Origin of the sequence: Selenomonas sp. (assembly GCF_052169755.1) — a bacterium.
GTDB lineage: Bacteria > Bacillota > Negativicutes > Selenomonadales > Selenomonadaceae > Selenomonas.
The window spans coordinates 1-14784 of record NZ_JBQNBV010000042.1 but is presented as its reverse complement, the minus strand read 5'-3'; the positions used below and the strand labels follow the sequence as shown (position 1 = coordinate 14784).

The window sequence follows — 14784 nt, the reverse complement described above, 5'->3', positions numbered from 1 at the left end:
CGCATCTCGCCGCCGGCGCGAAGAAGGTCGTCATCTCGGCGCCTGCAGGCAACGATCTGCCGACGGTCGTCTTCAACGTCAACCACAAGATCCTGAAGCCCGAGGATAAAGTCATCTCGGCGGCTTCTTGCACGACGAACTGCCTCGCTCCGATGGCGAAGGGGCTCAACGATCTCGCGCCGATCCAGAGCGGCATCATGGCGACGATTCATGCCTACACGGGCGACCAGATGACCTTGGACGGCCCGCAGCGCAAGGGCGATCTGCGCCGCAGCCGCGCCGCAGCCGTCAACATCGTGCCGAACTCGACGGGTGCGGCGAAGGCGATCGGTCTCGTTATCCCCGAGCTCAAGGGCAAGCTCATCGGCGCTGCGCAGCGCGTGCCGACGCCTACGGGTTCGACGACGCTTCTCTTCGCTGTCGTCAAGGGCGAAGTGACGGTGGACGAGATCAACGCGCAGATGAAGAAGGAAGCGACGGAGTCCTACGGCTACACCGAGGATGAGATCGTATCAAGCGACATCATCGGTATGCGCTACGGCTCGCTCTTCGATGCGACACAGACGATGGTCAGCCCCATCGGCGACGGCAACACGCAGGTGCAGGTGGTCTCGTGGTACGACAACGAGAACAGCTACACGAGCCAGATGGTTCGCACGATCAAGTACTTTGCTGAACTGAAGTAAGAGAATCGCTGATAAATTCAGCGCTTTCTGAGAGCGAGAGCGGTCGGCGGAGCGCGGGGAGAGGCGAAGCTAGCGCGCCTTTCTGAAAAAATCAGCTGAGTCAAGATCCATGAGGTCCGGCCGCGTTTGGGCTGGACCTCTGTTCTTTTTATGGGAGGATTTTTATGAACAAGAAGACGATCAAGGACATCGACGTCAAGGGCAAGAAAGTTTTCGTGCGCGTCGATTACAATGTGCCGTTTGACGACAAGATGAATATCACGAACGACACGCGCATGGTGCGCACGTTGCCGACGCTCAACCATCTGTTGGACGGCGGCGCGGCGCTGATTCTCGCGTGCCACATCGGCCGCCCGACGGAGGCGAAGGAAGAGAAGTTCTCGACGAAGCATCTCGTCAAGCATCTCGCCGAGCTTTTGAAGAAGGACGTGAAGTGGGCGTCCGACTGCGTGGGTCCCGAAGCCGAGAAGGCAGCTGCGGACTTGCAGCCGGGTGAAGTCCTGCTCCTCGAAAACCTGCGCTATCACAAGGAAGAGAAGAAGAACGATCCCGCCTTTGCCAAACAGCTCGCCTCGCTTGCAGACATCGCCGTTGACGACGCTTTCGGCGTCGCGCACCGCGCACATGCGTCGAACGTCGGCATTGCCGCCGATCTTGAAACGGTCGCAGGATTCCTCATGGAGAAGGAGATCAACTACATCGGCAAGACGCTCGAAGCGCCCGCGCATCCTTTCGTCGCCATCATCGGCGGCGCGAAGGTCTCGGACAAGATCGGCGTCATCAGCAACATGATCGAGAAGGTCGACACGATCATCATCGGCGGCGGCATGGCGCATACGTTCGACGCCGCCAAGGGGCTGCCGATCGGCGATTCGCTCTGCGAGCCGGACAAGATGGATCTCGCGAAAGAGCTTCTGGAAAAGGCGCAGGCGAAGGGTGTCAAGGTCATCCTGCCGCTCGACGTCGCCGTCGCGAACATGTTCCCGCTCGCCGACGAGGCGAAGTTCGCCGCTGAGGGCAAGACGAAGGTCGTTGCGGTCGATAAGGTGGAGAATGGCTGGCAGGCGCTCGACAGCGGCCCGAAGACGTCGGAGGCGTATGTCGAAGCGCTGAAGGGCGCGAAGACGATCATTTGGAATGGTCCGATGGGCGTCTTCGAGTGCGATGAGTTCGCCAAGGGCACGCTCGCCGTCGCGAAAGCCGTCGCCGATGCGACGGAGGCGGGCGCGACGAGCATCGTTGGCGGCGGCGATTCCATCGCGGCGCTGAAGAAGACGGGGCTTTCGGACAAGATCTCGCACATCTCGACGGGCGGCGGCGCGACGCTGGAGTTCCTTGAGGGCAAGGTCCTGCCGGGCATCGCGGCGATTGCCGAGAAGTAAGAGCTTCTGAAAGATGGCGCACAGCGCCGCCATGCGGACGTTTGTGCGAAGTTTGCCGCCAAGCCAAGCAGCATGGGCATGATAGAGGTTTCGAGGGCGCGGTGCATTTTTGACGCGCCCCCGATGGATTCGTTAGGGAAACGCGGATAAAATGAAGTTGTCCGGATGTATGAAGATGGGCGGCTGAATGTATCCGTGTTTCTTCAAAAGGAGGAAGATTTTATGGCAAGAAGACCCATTATCGCAGGCAACTGGAAGATGAACAACACGATCGCCGAGGGCGTAGCGCTCGTCAAGGAGCTTATGCCGCTCGTGAAGGATGCGAAGGACGTCGATGTCGTCGCCTGCCCGACGGCAACGGCGCTCGCCGCCGTGGCAGAAGCCGTCAAAGGCTCGAACATCCACATCGGTGCACAGAATGTGCATTGGGAGAAGAGCGGCGCTTATACGGGCGAGATTTCGACGGCGATGCTCAAGGAGATCGGCGTCGACTACTGCGTACTCGGCCACTCCGAGCGCCGCGAGTACTTCGGCGAGACGGACGAGGGCGTCAACAAGCGCGCCAAGGCGGCGTTTGCGGCGGGCATCACACCGATCATCTGCTGCGGCGAACCGCTTGAGATCCGCGAGGCGAACACCTACATCGACTTCGTGACGAAGCAGATCAAGGCGGCGCTCGACGGCTTCTCCGCCGAAGAGGCAGCGAAGCTCGTCATCGCCTACGAGCCGATCTGGGCGATCGGCACGGGCAAGACGGCGACGTTCGAGCAGGCGGAGGAAGTCTGCGCCGCCATTCGCGCGACGGTCGCCGAGGTATTCAATAAGGACGCGGCAGACGCCATCCGCATCCAGTACGGCGGCAGCGTCAAGCCCGCAACGATCGCCGGCCTCATGGAGAAGCCGAACGTCGACGGCGCTCTCGTCGGCGGCGCGTCGCTCAAGGCGAAGGACTTCAGCGAGATCGTAAGGAACCGCTGATAAAATGAAGTCGCCCAGATTTGCGCAGATGCGCTGGTTCTATCGCGGTCAACGTCAGCCAATCATGCGACGCGCTTCGCGCTTGCATTCTTGGGACGTTTTCGCATACGAGCCGTTGCCCAATCGCCTGCGTCCTTCGGACTTGGCTCTTGGACGGCTCAGCAAGGAGACAAACCGGAGGCGTAGCGGTGCTACGTCGAGGATTTGTCGACGACGAGAGGACAGCGCAGATGCGTGAAGATGGGTGGCTGAATTTATCAGTGGTTCCTCAAGTTCTGACGAAAAGGAAAACTTTTGAGCGGCACTGCACATGCGATGCCGCTCCTTTTGGGGAGCAGCCTCTCGGGGCGACTTTCTGCAATATTTGTAACATACTCCATAGGAAAGGGGTAGATCTATGGCAACTTTGAAACATGCACCGGTCGCGCTCATCATCATGGACGGCTGGGGAATCGGCGATCCGAAAGATCCGACGAACGCCATCGTCGTCGGAAAGACGCCCGTCTTGGACGGCCTCACGGCGAAATATCCGCACGCCCAGCTGCAGGCATCGGGCGAGTACGTCGGCCTGCCTGACGGGCAGATGGGCAACTCCGAGGTCGGGCATACGAACATCGGCGCAGGGCGCATCATCTACCAGGAGCTTACGCGCATCACGAAGGCGATCGCCGAAGGCACGTTCTTCGAGAACAAGGCGCTCATCCACGCCATCGACAGTGCGAAGAAGTCGGGCGGCGCACTGCACCTCTTCGGACTTGTCTCGCCGGGCGGCGTGCACAGCCACGAAAAGCACCTCTACGGGCTTCTCGAAATGGCGAAGAAGAATGGACTCTCGAAAGTCTATGTGCACGCTTTCCTCGACGGGCGCGATGTGCCGCCGACGAGCGCGGCGGGTTATCTCGCCGAACTCGAAGAGAAGTGCCGCGAGATCGGCGTCGGCGAGATCGCGACGATCTCGGGGCGTTACTACGCTATGGATCGCGACAAGCGCTGGGAGCGCGTCGAAAAGGCGTATGACGCCATCGCCAAGGGAGACGGCGTGAAGAAGGCGACGGCGAAGGAAGCCATCGAAGCCTCGTATGCGGAGAAGGTGACGGACGAATTCGTCGTCCCTGCCGTCATCGGCGGCTATGCGGGCATGAAGAAGGGCGACGGCGTCATATTCTTCAACTTCCGTCCCGACCGCGCGAGAGAGCTTACGCACGCTTTTACCGATACGAAATTCGACGGCTTCCCTCGCGTCGAGGGGCTTGATCTCGCGTTCACGACGATGACGCAGTACGAGGAAGGCATGAACGTCGAAATCGCCTACCCGCCCGAGAGCATTAAGAACACGCTCGGCTCGATCATCGAGCAGCACGGCATGACACAGCTTCGCATCGCCGAGACGGAGAAGTACGCGCACGTCACGTTCTTCTTCAACGGCGGCGTCGAAGAGCCGTACAAGGGCGAGGACCGTATCCTCGTGCCCTCGCCGAAGGTGGCGACATACGATCTGCAGCCCGAGATGAGCGCGCTCGAAGTCACGGACAAGGTCGTCGCTGCCATTGAATCTGGCAAGTACGACTTCATCATCCTGAACTACGCGAACGGCGACATGGTCGGTCACACGGGCGTCATGGAAGCCGCCGTCAAGGCGGTCGAGACGGTCGATGCCTGCGTCGGCAGGTTCGTCGAGGCGGCGCAGAAGATGGGCGGCGAGGTTTGCATCATCGCCGATCACGGCAACGCCGACCGCATGGTCGACCACGCGACGGGACAGCCGTTCACGGCGCACACGACGAATCCCGTGCCGTTTATATGCGTGTCCGACCGCGTGAAGAAGGCGCATGACGGCGCACTCTGCGACATCGCACCGACGCTCCTGACGCTCGCCGGGCTTGAAATTCCGTCCGAAATGACGGGAAAACCCCTCGTGGAGATGAAGTAAGGTTTGTTTTGCGGCAGGGAGAGCGATAGTTTTCAGCGCTTTTCTCCGCTGTGTCAAGTTTTTGACATACAAAACGGGAGTACAGTTTTCGGTTCAGCCGATGGACTGCACTCCCCTTTCCTTTGTACGTTGCTTTGCGCCGCATCCATTTTTGAGGTAGAGTCTTTTTCGTATCAATCATTTTGGGAGGTTTCTTTATGAATACGATAAAAACTGCGATATTGATGGCGCTCATGATGATGCTTCTCGTCGTTTTGGGCGCTGTGATCGGCGGCAAGGGCGGCGCGATGATGATGTTCGTCATCTCCTTGGCAATGAACTTCTTTTCCTATTGGTTCAGTGACAGCATCGTGCTCCGGATGTACGGCGCACGGCCGCTGACGGAGAGAGAAGCGCCCGAACTCTGTCATCTCGTGGCGGATCTTGCCGCGCGTGCAGGGCTGCCGATGCCGAAGGTCTGTCTGATCGAATCCGAGACGCCGAACGCCTTTGCGACGGGGCGCAGTCCTTCGCACGCCGCTGTCGCCGTCACGCGCGGCATCGTCGGCATCTTGAGCCGTGAAGAGCTTTCGGGCGTGCTTGCGCATGAGCTTTCGCACATCAAGCACCGCGATACGTTGACTTCGACGATCGCCGCCGCTATGGGCAGTGCGATCTCCATGCTCGCCTATATGGCGCAGTGGGGCGCGATCTTCGGACGCTCGGACGATGACGAGGGTGCAGGCGGCATCGTCGGCACGCTTCTCGCCGTCCTCGTTGCACCGCTCGCGGCGACGCTCATCCAGCTTGCGATCTCACGATCCAGAGAATACGATGCAGACAAGGCGGGCGGCGAGATCTGCGGCAACCCGCGTTACCTCGCGCGGGCGCTCGAAAAGATCTCCGGCACGGTCGCGCGTATGCCGCCGATGCGCGAAGCCGAAGCGCGTCCCGCGACGGGCAATCTCTTCATCGTCAACCCTCTTGCCGGTTCACGCCAAGCCTTCATGAGCCTTTTCTCCACGCATCCGGCGACCGCCGAGCGCGTCGCCCGCCTTGAAGAACAGGCGCGGCTTCTGGGACGGTAAGGCAGGGCGGCACATCGTCAATAGGATACTCTCTGCCAGAGAGCGTGAAGTCATGGAGCTTATCGTGCATGGCTATTCGCTCTCAACCATCGCCGATAAGCTCTACCTCTCGATCAAGACCGTCTCGACCTACAAGACGCGCCTTTTGCAAAAGCTCGGCTGCACGCAAAACTCGGAGCTTGTCGACTACGCGCTTCGACACAACATCTTGGGGAAGAAATAAAAAAGGCTGTGCAGCCGCCGAAGCCGACGGCTGCACAGCCTTCCATATACGCCGAAAAAAGCAGCCGTACAGGAATTCTGCACGGCTGCTCGTTATATCAGAAGAAATATTCGAGACGGGCGAAGAGCTTGTTCTCCTTGGTTTTGCCTTCCGGTTCTGCGGAGAAGATCAAATCACCATTGAAGTAGATCAGTGTACCCACGACATTTTTAGCGAAAGCATAATCGCCGCCGATCTCCCAGCCTTTTGTGTTCCACATTGCGCCGTCGAAGGTTGGGGCTATCGTTGCGCCGCCGCCGAGATAGCGATATGCCGCATGAATCCCAAACGTGTGCGGATTCTCTGGTTCTGCGCCCTTGTAAGCGAGTTCGATGTTGTACGCCTTGAGATGCTCGTTTTTGATATCGGAAGCTTCACGGCTTGTGTTCTTCCAATAGCCGCCTGAAAGCGCGACGGTATCTTCGGGGCGCCATGTCACACCAAGCCCCCAGAAATTGCACGCTTCATCCAGTCCGACAATATCGTGCATCCAGCCTTTTTCCTTCAACCGTATATAGTCCGCTCCGACATGAAACTTCTCTGAAGGATCCCAGTTGAGATTGAGTATCTGCACATCTGCCGTTGCGCCTGTGATTAAGTGTTTGTTCTTAGCGTCTTTTACTTCGTCGCCCCATTTAGAGTGCTCTAGGTCATAGCGACCTGCGATAATCGTTCCGGAAAAGGGCTTTTCTGCTCCGAAGGTAACGGCGACGCCTGTCAAAGTATCGTCGATGAGAACGCCTTGTTCCGTGAATACAGGCAGTTTACCGGCATCAATGACAGTTGTGCCGTAAGTGCCTTCGGCATAGGCGCGTTCAAGCGAAACACTGCTGTTGCCGTCTTTTCCAGTGTCCTCGTTTGCGTCCCATGTTGCATCAAGGCGAGCTTTGACTTTCCAATGGTCGTTGACCGTAGCTTCCGGTTCCAAGCGGAAAAGAAGCTCATTATTCGACTGCGCGCCACCCATATATTTATCGAAGAACTCACCGCTTCCTCGCTCATAGGTGTACTGCAATTCGCCTGTCCATTTGACATTGTCGATACGGCTTTCGAGGTTCGCGACGCGCACGCCGAGGTTGTTCAGCTCCTCGCTGAACTCAGCGGCAAGGCGGTCGATCATCGCCTTCTGCTGGGCGTTGACCTGATCTTCCTTCGCCATCGCCTTTGCGACCATCTGCGCCATCTCATAGCGCGTGATCTCGTTTTCACCGCGATATGAGCCGTCGCCATAGCCCTCGATGATGCCGTCGTCGGCAAGCTGTGCGACGGCATCGTACGCCCAATGATCCATCGGGACGTCGCTGAAGGGGTTCGCTGCTGCGAACGTCGTCGATGCTGCGCCGACGACGAGCGCCGTCGTCAGAGCTGCTGTCAGAGATTTCTTCATGAAAAACTCCTCCTTCAAAATAGATGAAATGAACGTTAGTCAAACCATCAAGAAGGAGTTTCTGAGTATCCAAGTTCCCTCAAGAATCCCGCCTGTGGTCTGTCTACTGATAATGGTAACATATCTTACGGGGGGGGCAAGTGGAAAAATGAGAGAGATTCATATTTTCTTGATCTTCGTAAGCGAAGCGGCTTCGATGATGCGCTCCATCGGTATGGACGAAAAAGGCTGTGCAGCCGCCGAATCTGACGGTTGCACAGCCTTTTTCAAAACAAATGAAGATACCGCATGACGACCGTGATGAAGCAAAGCACGGCGACGAAGAACATGAAGTATTCGATGCACTTCACGGGATGCGCGTAGTGCAGGGGGATCTCTACGACCTTCGGGATGTTCTCCGCGAGAAGCGAGATGGCAACGGACGTATAGAGAATCGTATTTGCCATGCGCGTCGTCTTGTATGTGGACAGCGTCATGAGGATGAGACAGACGGCAAAGGTGATGAGAAAGTAAGCGATTTTGTCTCTATGGCGGCGCATGGCGTCACCTCCTCGTTTTTGATCGGTATGGGCATTCGGCAAACCCATGCTTGGTGAGGGCTTACGGATAAATTCCGTCAACCATCGGAGCGAATCTGAGCAAATTCATCTCGATCAGCGTTTCTCTAAATATATACCATATACATATATTTGTAAATGCAGAAATATGCGGGATGTATGGCAGGGATGCCCAAGGATGGTTTCCCCGATCATCATCCCATGATACCGTTCGTGATACCAGTCGGTATCGTTTAACGTCGATATTGCGCTTCCGATGGTCTCTGTCAGGGAAAACGACAAGCTGCAAACCCGTATTGGCGGGGCTTGCGGCTTTTATCTTAGAAAAACCATCGGAATAATTGTTAAAAGTCGCAATTTTCCATTGACAAATGCAAAAAATATGCGATACTTAGAATTAATAGGAAGATTATCTACCCTATAGATTTTATCTATGATAACCACCATTGTGAAAGAGGTGCATACTACATGGAAAAGCAGCAGTTGGCAGAAGAGATGGCGAAGATCGTCGGTGCGGAGAATGTTCAGTCGAAGGAAGAGGAACTTTATTCCTATGCCTACGATGCGACGCCGGGTCATATCTACATGCCGGACGTCGTCGTCAGCCCCGGCACGACGGAAGAAGTCTCGAAGGTCTTGAAGTTTGCAAATGAGCACAAGATCCCCGTCTACACGCGCGGCTCCGGCACGAATCTCTCGGCGGGCACGGCGCCTTTGAAGGGCGGCATCGTCCTCTCAATGCTCCGCTTCAACAAGATCATCGACGTCGATCTCGAAAACCTCATCGCTGAGGTCGAGGCGGGCGTCATCGTGCAGGACATCAACGACCACATCGCGCAGTTCGGGCTCATCTACCCGCCCGATCCGGGCACGGTCAAGACGGCGAGCCTCGGCGGCACGATCGCGGAGAACTCGGGCGGCCTGCGTGGATTGAAATACGGCATCACGAAGAACTATGTGCAGGGTCTTGAAGTCGTCCTCGCGAACGGCGATGTGCTGCATACGGGCGGCAAGAACGTCAAGGACGTCTCGGGCTACGACATGACGAAGCTCTTCACAGGTTCTGAAGGCACGCTCGGCGTCGTCACGAAGGCTCTCTTGAAGCTCGTTCCTGCGCCGGAAAAGACGAAGAGCATGGTCGCGATCTTCGATACGATCGAGGATGCGGGCCGCGCCGTCTCGGGCATCATCGCCGCGAAGATCATCCCTGCGACGCTCGAAATCCTCGACAACGCGACGATCCGCACGGTCGAGGACTTCATGCACGTCGGACTGCCGACGGACGCCGACGCGATTCTCCTCATCGAGGTCGACGGCCATCCGACGGTCGTCGAGGATGAGGCGGACAAGGTCATGAAGGTTCTGGAAGAAAACAACGCACGCGAGGTCACGCTCGCCCGCGACGCGAAGCACAAGGAACAGCTCTGGACGGCTCGCCGCATGGCGCTTCCGTGCCTTGCGAAGCTGCGCCCGACGACGTTCGTCGAAGATGCGACCGTTCCGAGAAGCAAGATCCCGGCATTCCTCGCTATCGTCAAGAAGGCGGCGAAAGATCACAACGTCACGATCGGCACGTTCGGCCATGCAGGCGACGGTAACATGCACCCGACGATCGTCTGCGACCTGCGCGACGAAGAGGAGACGAAGCGCGTCCATGAGGCGATGGACGACATCTTCCGCGGTGCGGTCGAGCTGGGCGGCACGCTCTCGGGCGAGCATGGCATCGGTCTCGGCAAGCTGCCCTGGATGGAGCTGCAGCACGGCAAGGAAGGCATGGAGGCCATGCGCCAAATCAAGCGCGCACTCGACCCGAACCTCATTCTGAACCCGGGAAAATTGATTGGAGAGTGCTGACCTATGGCTGAAGATACGAAAAAGTTTACGGCGGCAGACTTGAACAAGCACGACACATCGCTCCTCGCTGACATCGAGGACGCGATGGCAAACTGCATGAAGTGCGGCAACTGTCAAGCCGTCTGTCCGATTTACCGCGAGACGAGAAAAGAGCAGATGGTCGCGCGCGGCAAGATCTCTCTGATGCAGGGCTATCTCTCGGGCAAGGTGCCCATCTCGGCGGAGTTCGACCACATCATGGCGATGTGTCTGAACTGTAAGAGCTGCGCGGCAAACTGCCCGTGCGGCGTCGCAGCCGACGAGCTGATCCTGCGCGGCAGGAACGCCGCTGTCAAGGCGCGCGGCCTGCACCCGATCAAGAAGAACGTCTTCCGTCTCCTGCAGAACCGTCCGCTCTTCGATGCGGCGCTGAAGCTCGGCGGCATGTTCGGCTGGATGTCCTTCAAGGAAGTGCCGGGCAAGAATGCTGTGAAATCGCGCCTGCCCATGCCGGGCATGGATCCGAACCGCGCGACGCCGCCTTTGGCATCGCGCCCGCTGCGCAGCCAATATCCCGAAGTCATCAAGGTGGAGAACCCCAAGTTCCGCGTCGCCTTCTTCACGGGCTGTACGATCAACTACATGTACACGGACATGGGCGACGCCGTCATCGACGTCCTCAAGGCGAACGACATCGAGGTCGTGCTGCCGTCGAAGCAGCACTGCTGCGGCACGCCGATTCATGTATCGGGCGCCTTCGACCTCGCGAACCAGCTCGCGCGCAACACGATCCGCGTCTTCGAAGCTCTCGACGTCGACTACATCATCGGCGCCTGCGGCTCGTGCGTCGAAGCCTTGAAGCACTATCCCGAATGGCTCAAGGACGATCCCGAATGGCGTCCTCGCGCCGAGAAGATGGCGGCGAAGGTACGAGAGATCAGCGAGCTTCTCATCGAGAAAGGCTTCCGCACCGACAATCTCTCGCCCGTCAACAAGAAGGTCACGATGCACGATCCGTGTCACATGATCCGCGGTCTTGGCATCACCGAGCAGCCGCGCAAGGTCCTCAAGGCGATCCCGGGCGTGGAATTCGTCGAGATGAAAGAGCACGACCGCTGCTGCGGCTCCGGCGGCTCCTTCTGCATGGCGCACTATGAGATGAGCCGTGAAATCAACGACAGGAAGTGCAGCAACATCACCGCGACGGGCGCAGACCTCGTGGCGACGAGCTGCCCGAGCTGCCGTATGCACATCACGGACGGCATCGTACACAACGATATGCCGCAAGTCGTCTACCACCCGATTCAGATCCTCGCCGAATCGTATCGCGGTGCGGCGGCACACTGAATTTCATCCATAATAATGGAGAAAAAATCCCTTCCGCTGCAGTTCATTTCTGCATCTGGAAGGGATTTTTCATGGTTTGTTGTATAATGAATAAGGAAAAGGCTTCCTGCGTGGGCATAAGAAGATCGAACCAAAGGAGAACATGTTCCTATCGTATGCCGTTCATTCAATCGACGATATGCTTGCCCCCGTAATAATGCGTTCGCCAATAATCGCTTGAAAGCTCATCAATGCGCACGCCCTTGCTCGTCGAGGCATGAATGAATCTGCCGCTGCCGAGGTAGATGCCGCAGTGCGAAGCGCCGGCTTCGTACGTCTCAAAAAACACGAGGTCGCCTTCGACAAGTTCCGTCGTGCGAACGCTTTTTCCGAGCTTGAATTGTTCATCCGCCGTGCGCGGGATCGTCAGACCGTTTTCTTTGAAAACATATTGCAGGTAGCCCGAGCAGTCAAACGCTTTTGGCGTCGTGCCGCCGAATTTGTACGGTGTGCCGATATATTTTTTTGCCGTCGCTATGACGCCTGCCACCTTTGTGCGCACGAGGAACGGGCGGCTCTCCGGCGGCTTCTTCAGACGCGGTTCCAAGACGGGGATCTTGCCGCTGCCCGTCGCTGCATTTCCTGCGGGATTTGCGTCGGCGGCGTTCGTCGCATCGCTTGGTGCGGGACTCGCCGCAGGCGTATTCGCCGCGCCGCTCGGTGCAGGCTGTACATCGGCGGGGACGCCGTCTCCTTGCGCAGGGTGCTTTTGCAGGCGGTTCCACGTCTCGCGGTCTACGACGCCCGTTTCCTTCAGCCGCTCAGCGCGTTGGAATGCGAGTACAGCGTTCTTCGTGCGGCTGCCAAAAATGCCGTCCGGCTCATCCGTGAGATAGCCGGTGCGTTTCAGCTCCTTTTGCAGTTTGAAAACATCGTGTCCGTGGGAGTTCTCCGCAAGAATCGGCGCGGCAGAAGCCGTACCCGCCGCCAAAAAGACGGCAAGCCCGAATACGAGAAAAACTTTGCGCAAACGACGCAGGCGCATAAAAACCATCCTTTCCGTGCGGCGACCGCTGGGGCTGAATGTATCAAGGATACCTATATTTCTCAGTATACTGTAAAAACGCTGCTTTGGGAATATGGGATAAGAATTTTTGCACTGGCGCATACCATTTGTCGGATGATTTTTTTGCAATCTGCTGTAATTTATGGACGAAAAGGAGTGATACGCCATGAAGATTTTTCAAAACGATTGGGGCGAGCTGCTTGCCGATGAGATGAAGAAACCCTACTATCAAGAGCTGCGCCGCTTCCTCATCGACGAGTATCGCACGCGCCGCATATTTCCCGATATGTATGCGATTTTCAATGCGCTTCATTATACATCCTACGCCGATACGAAAGTCGTGATCTTGGGGCAGGATCCCTACCACGGAGAGGGACAGGCGCATGGACTGTCTTTTTCCGTGCAGGCGGGCGTTGCGCCGCCGCCGTCGCTTGAGAACATCTTCAAAGAGCTGGCGAGCGACCTCGGCTGCCGGACGCCGAACAACGGCTGCCTTGCCCCGTGGGCGAAGCAGGGCGTGCTGCTTCTCAACACCGTATTGACCGTGCGTGCGCACGCCGCCGCCTCGCATCACGGGCATGGCTGGGAGACTTTCACCGATCGTATCATCGCGCTCCTCGCTGCGCGGGAAAAGCCCCTCGTGTTCATTCTCTGGGGTGCGCCTGCACGCCGCAAGAAAGTCATGATCGCTGCGCCGCCGCACGCCGTAATCGAATCGTCGCACCCAAGTCCGCTCTCCGCCCACCGCGGCTTCTTCGGCAGCCGTCCCTTCTCGCGTGCCAACGCTTTCCTTGAAAGCACGGGACAGACGCCCATCGACTGGCAGCTGCCCGATGTATGACGCCGGCGATGTCATTTTATCGGTGGTTTCTTGAAAAATCTCCGAGAACATAGTATCATAATTGTGCATATAGCTTACTTCGTTTTGGAGGGTATTTTCGATGGGAAAGAGCATATTTTCGCGGGCGGGGCTGATTACCTCGGAGGATAAGAAAGACCTGGAAAAGCGAATCGAAGAACTGGAGCAGGCATTGGGCGATGTGCATGACGTGCGCCGCCAAGCCGAGCGCGATGCGATGCGCCGTGAGCGTGCTGTCATGAGCCGTATCGACGACATCGAGCGCTCGCTCGCGAGCCGCTTAGACACGATGGAGGCAAATCTTGCGCGGGAGATCGCTTCCGTCGCGAGGAGCCTTTCGCGTGACCTTGCGGCTTTTCGTATCAACCCCGCTGTCGATACGAGCGCTCTCGGGACCATGATGCAGAAAGAGATCGCGCGTCAGATCGGCGTGATGCGCGCCGCGCAGGAAAAGGGGGCGCAGGATCTCAAAGACTCGCTCGCGCGTACGCTCGAATATGTGGCAAGCGCACAGGAGCAGGGATTCACCGATATTTTGAAGCGTCATGCCGCCATCGAGATCGGGCTTGTGGAGACGGCGGGGCAGATCGCCGAGGACATCGAGCGTGAGCACGAGGCGCTCTCCGGGCATTTGGCTTCGCTCGATACGGCGCAGCGCGACAGCGGCGAAGCGGCGAAAGTGCGCGAACGCAAGCAGGACGAGCAGACGCATCAGCTGCAGCAGTTCCTGCAGCACGTCGCATCCGCGCTCGAAACGCTTGCGACGAAAAAAGACATCGACCTCGTCGAAGGGCTCCTGCGCCTGCAGGAAGCGAATCAAAGGGCGCAGAGCATGATCGAAAGCGGCAAAGAAGCGGCACAAGAAGAGCCGTCGTCGCTGCTCGCCGAAGAAAAGCCCGCATCCGTCCTCATTTTGCCGCATGGAGTGAAGCGCTCTTGAGCGGCTTTGCGGCAAGCGCCGCTTTCTCGCGTGCCGCCGCTGACTGTGCGGCACGCGCCGCTCGGATGGCTCTCGATGCGCCGCCAAAGAAGAGAGCCGTGCAAAACCCTGTGCGCGGTCTGCGCGTCGCCGTACTCGCGAGCGGCAGCAAGGGCAACGCAGCGTACATCGAGCTTGACGGCACGCGCATCCTCATCGACGCCGGCGTGAGCGCGCGGCGCATCACACGCAGTCTGCGCGATCTCGGCGTCGATCCCGCTGATCTCGACGGCGTATTCATCACGCACGAGCACAGCGACCATATCAAAGGGCTGCCGACGCTTCTGAAAGAGTATCGGCTGCCGCTCTTCGCGCGTCCGGCGACCCTTCGCGCCATAAAAGAGAGCGTCGCTGTGCCGGAAGATACCTTCTCCCCGCTCGCAGGCGACGTCATGCTCGGCAGCGTCTCCGTCAAGAGCTTCGCCACCCTGCACGACGCCGCCGCTCCCGTCGGCTATACCGTCTGCGGCAG

15 protein-coding genes are annotated in these 14784 nt (G+C 58.1%); 12 read left to right on the top strand and 3 right to left on the bottom strand.

Features of this window, described 5'->3' with window-relative positions:
* From ACTTKG_RS04645 to ACTTKG_RS04620, 6 genes are all read left to right on the top strand, one after another.
* The coding region (locus ACTTKG_RS04645) for a type I glyceraldehyde-3-phosphate dehydrogenase (RefSeq protein WP_442673087.1) at window positions 1-686 on the top strand (686 nt) is incomplete at its 5' end.
* A gap of 164 nt (window positions 687-850) precedes the next feature.
* Window positions 851-2068 carry a phosphoglycerate kinase gene (locus ACTTKG_RS04640; protein WP_442673086.1) on the top strand — a complete coding sequence of 406 codons (1218 nt, stop codon included), beginning with the start codon at window positions 851-853 and terminating at the stop codon, window positions 2066-2068.
* 222 nt (window positions 2069-2290) lie between these two features.
* Window positions 2291-3046: a triose-phosphate isomerase gene (gene tpiA / locus ACTTKG_RS04635; RefSeq protein ID WP_442673085.1), complete on the top strand. Its 756-nt coding sequence runs from the start codon at window positions 2291-2293 to the stop codon at window positions 3044-3046.
* Window positions 3047-3443: 397 nt separating this feature from the next.
* Window positions 3444-4976 carry a 2,3-bisphosphoglycerate-independent phosphoglycerate mutase gene (gpmI, locus tag ACTTKG_RS04630; protein WP_442673084.1) on the top strand — a complete coding sequence of 511 codons (1533 nt, stop codon included), beginning with the start codon at window positions 3444-3446 and terminating at the stop codon, window positions 4974-4976.
* Window positions 4977-5173: 197 nt separating this feature from the next.
* Entirely contained in the window at window positions 5174-6043 is an 870-nt protein-coding gene (gene htpX, locus ACTTKG_RS04625) for a zinc metalloprotease HtpX (protein WP_442673083.1), read from the top strand.
* A complete protein-coding gene (locus ACTTKG_RS04620; RefSeq protein ID WP_442673082.1) occupies window positions 6012-6266 on the top strand; it encodes a response regulator transcription factor in 255 nt (84 codons plus the stop codon). Before htpX ends, ACTTKG_RS04620 begins: the two co-directional genes overlap by 32 nt.
* 97 nt (window positions 6267-6363) lie before the next feature.
* Here the strand turns inward: ACTTKG_RS04620 and ACTTKG_RS04615 are convergent, their stop codons facing one another.
* Entirely contained in the window at window positions 6364-7692 is a 1329-nt protein-coding gene (locus tag ACTTKG_RS04615; protein WP_442673081.1) for an S-layer homology domain-containing protein, read from the bottom strand.
* On the opposite strand from ACTTKG_RS04615, the gene ACTTKG_RS04610 reads away from it, so the two are divergent.
* The gene (locus tag ACTTKG_RS04610) at window positions 7691-7984 is read left to right on the top strand and encodes a hypothetical protein (RefSeq protein WP_442673080.1); all 294 of its coding nucleotides are present in this window, start codon (window positions 7691-7693) and stop codon (window positions 7982-7984) included. The two genes, ACTTKG_RS04615 and ACTTKG_RS04610, sit on opposite strands and share 2 nt — an antisense overlap.
* Here ACTTKG_RS04610 and ACTTKG_RS04605 read toward each other — a convergent pair.
* The gene (locus tag ACTTKG_RS04605; RefSeq protein ID WP_442673079.1) at window positions 7959-8231 is read right to left on the bottom strand and encodes a hypothetical protein; all 273 of its coding nucleotides are present in this window, start codon (window positions 8229-8231) and stop codon (window positions 7959-7961) included. The genes ACTTKG_RS04610 and ACTTKG_RS04605 overlap by 26 nt on opposite strands.
* Before the next feature lie 486 nt (window positions 8232-8717).
* Here ACTTKG_RS04605 and ACTTKG_RS04600 point away from each other — a divergent pair, with 486 nt between their 5' ends.
* Window positions 8718-10103, top strand: coding sequence for an FAD-binding oxidoreductase (locus ACTTKG_RS04600; protein ID WP_442673078.1), 1386 nt, complete (start codon window positions 8718-8720; stop codon window positions 10101-10103).
* A gap of 3 nt (window positions 10104-10106) precedes the next feature.
* Window positions 10107-11429 (top strand): (Fe-S)-binding protein, encoded by a 1323-nt coding sequence (locus ACTTKG_RS04595; protein ID WP_442673077.1) that lies wholly within the window; start codon window positions 10107-10109, stop codon window positions 11427-11429.
* Between the two features lie 166 nt (window positions 11430-11595).
* Here the strand turns inward: ACTTKG_RS04595 and ACTTKG_RS04590 are convergent, their stop codons facing one another.
* Window positions 11596-12453 (bottom strand): C40 family peptidase, encoded by an 858-nt coding sequence (locus ACTTKG_RS04590; protein WP_442673076.1) that lies wholly within the window; start codon window positions 12451-12453, stop codon window positions 11596-11598.
* A gap of 187 nt (window positions 12454-12640) precedes the next feature.
* Here ACTTKG_RS04590 and ACTTKG_RS04585 point away from each other — a divergent pair, with 187 nt between their 5' ends.
* The 3 genes from ACTTKG_RS04585 to ACTTKG_RS04575 all read left to right on the top strand — a co-directional run.
* Entirely contained in the window at window positions 12641-13315 is a 675-nt protein-coding gene (locus ACTTKG_RS04585; RefSeq protein WP_442673075.1) for a uracil-DNA glycosylase, read from the top strand.
* 100 nt (window positions 13316-13415) lie between these two features.
* Window positions 13416-14273 carry a hypothetical protein gene (locus ACTTKG_RS04580; protein ID WP_442673074.1) on the top strand — a complete coding sequence of 286 codons (858 nt, stop codon included), beginning with the start codon at window positions 13416-13418 and terminating at the stop codon, window positions 14271-14273.
* Window positions 14270-14784, top strand: a 515-nt coding sequence (locus ACTTKG_RS04575; RefSeq protein ID WP_442673073.1) for an MBL fold metallo-hydrolase, incomplete at its 3' end; no start/stop codon positions are given. The genes ACTTKG_RS04580 and ACTTKG_RS04575, both read left to right, overlap by 4 nt.

What these genes read in the sequence shown, in the direction of transcription:
- ACTTKG_RS04640 (WP_442673086.1), top strand. Translation starts at nt 851, where the DNA reads ATGAACAAGAAGACGATCAAGGACATCGACGTCAAGGGCAAGAAAGTT.
- tpiA (WP_442673085.1), top strand. Translation starts at nt 2,291, where the DNA reads ATGGCAAGAAGACCCATTATCGCAGGCAACTGGAAGATGAACAACACG.
- gpmI (WP_442673084.1), top strand. Translation starts at nt 3,444, where the DNA reads ATGGCAACTTTGAAACATGCACCGGTCGCGCTCATCATCATGGACGGC.
- htpX (WP_442673083.1), top strand. Translation starts at nt 5,174, where the DNA reads ATGAATACGATAAAAACTGCGATATTGATGGCGCTCATGATGATGCTT.
- ACTTKG_RS04610 (WP_442673080.1), top strand. Translation starts at nt 7,691, where the DNA reads ATGAAAAACTCCTCCTTCAAAATAGATGAAATGAACGTTAGTCAAACC.
- ACTTKG_RS04615 (WP_442673081.1), bottom strand. Translation starts at nt 7,692, where the DNA reads ATGAAGAAATCTCTGACAGCAGCTCTGACGACGGCGCTCGTCGTCGGC.
- ACTTKG_RS04605 (WP_442673079.1), bottom strand. Translation starts at nt 8,231, where the DNA reads ATGCGCCGCCATAGAGACAAAATCGCTTACTTTCTCATCACCTTTGCC.
- ACTTKG_RS04600 (WP_442673078.1), top strand. Translation starts at nt 8,718, where the DNA reads ATGGAAAAGCAGCAGTTGGCAGAAGAGATGGCGAAGATCGTCGGTGCG.
- ACTTKG_RS04595 (WP_442673077.1), top strand. Translation starts at nt 10,107, where the DNA reads ATGGCTGAAGATACGAAAAAGTTTACGGCGGCAGACTTGAACAAGCAC.
- ACTTKG_RS04590 (WP_442673076.1), bottom strand. Translation starts at nt 12,453, where the DNA reads ATGCGCCTGCGTCGTTTGCGCAAAGTTTTTCTCGTATTCGGGCTTGCC.
- ACTTKG_RS04585 (WP_442673075.1), top strand. Translation starts at nt 12,641, where the DNA reads ATGAAGATTTTTCAAAACGATTGGGGCGAGCTGCTTGCCGATGAGATG.
- ACTTKG_RS04580 (WP_442673074.1), top strand. Translation starts at nt 13,416, where the DNA reads ATGGGAAAGAGCATATTTTCGCGGGCGGGGCTGATTACCTCGGAGGAT.